Below are 1,269 nucleotides of genomic sequence, written 5' to 3' on the forward strand. Positions count from 1 at the left end.
ATGGCGTAAGCCGCCGGAATCATGAATAAAACCAGTAGCGTTGATGCAAAGATACCAAACACAATCGAGATCACTAGCGGCTGTATAACCTGAGCTTGCAAGCTGGTTTCTGTAAGCAGAGGCAATAGACCTGCCGCAGTAGTCATCGAGGTTAAGAACACGGCACGAAAACGCTCACGACTCGCTTTCACTACAGAGTCATGCACGCTATCCCCTTCATCCACATGGTGCCGGATGTATTGCACTAAGAGTATCGAGTCGTTAACCACGATCCCAGCTAATGAAACAAAACCCATCATACTCGGCATGCTCAGAGAATGCCCCAGCAACCAGTGCCCGACAACAACACCAATAAAGGCTAAAGGAATCGCCAACATCACCACGAAAGGTTCTAGGTAACTGCGGAACTGATAACTCAATATGGTAAAGACGCCAAACAAACCTAATAAGAAGCCCTTACCCATAGAGGCACCAGTCTTAGCGGCATCTTTCGCCTCACCCTCAAAATCAAAACGCAGTCCAGGGTATTTCTTTAGCAGCTTAGGCGCTTCATCGCGCTGGAACTGCGCCAAGATAGCCGAAGAGCTGGCTTTTTTATTGTTCACATCACCGAAGATACTGATAGTACGCAGTCCATCAATACGTTGGATTCGCACATAGTTTCGCTGAAAATCGAGCGTCGCTAATGTCGCTAGAGGAATTTGGCTGCCGTCTGAAGTAATGATTGGGAAATTCGCAAGCTGCTGAACATCGCCAGCTTGCTGCTTGTCCAAACGCACTTCGATTGAGATGTTCTCAACACCCACCTGAATCTCATCCGCAGTTTGACCAAAGAACGCAGCACGCAGTTGAGACGCGATCATCTGTCCGTTGACGTTGTATGTCTCCGCCCCCGGTCTTAACTTAACTAAGATCTCTTCTTTACCAATTCGCATGTCATCAAGCACGCCATGCACACCATCAAACTGATTCAAGTACTCCTGGATATCAATCGAAGCTGCTTTCAGCGCTTGCAGATCATCGTGTTTGGCGCGAATTTCAATCGCTCGTCCACCCGGCCCCACCGTCGGCTGCTTGAATACCAGAGAAATCGGATCGGCCAGTTCACCCACATCATTACGCCAAGCATCGATAAAGTCATCGATGACCGTGTTTCGGCTCTCAGCTCCACGCAGGTCCAAACGCACCGTCGCTAGATGTGGACCAGATTCATTGGCATCCGCATTGGCATTAAACTGACTGGTAATGTGCTCAACTAAGGTGTTACCA

The 1,269-nt window shown here is 48.8% G+C and carries 1 protein-coding gene; it reads right to left on the reverse strand.

All coding sequences use genetic code 11. The features are described 5' to 3' along the window. Positions 1–1,269: efflux RND transporter permease subunit (locus tag KIV40_RS27230; RefSeq protein ID WP_285352312.1), on the reverse strand; the 1,269-nt coding region annotated here is incomplete at both ends.

The sequence above is a fragment of the Vibrio sp. D173a genome (assembly GCF_030248475.1).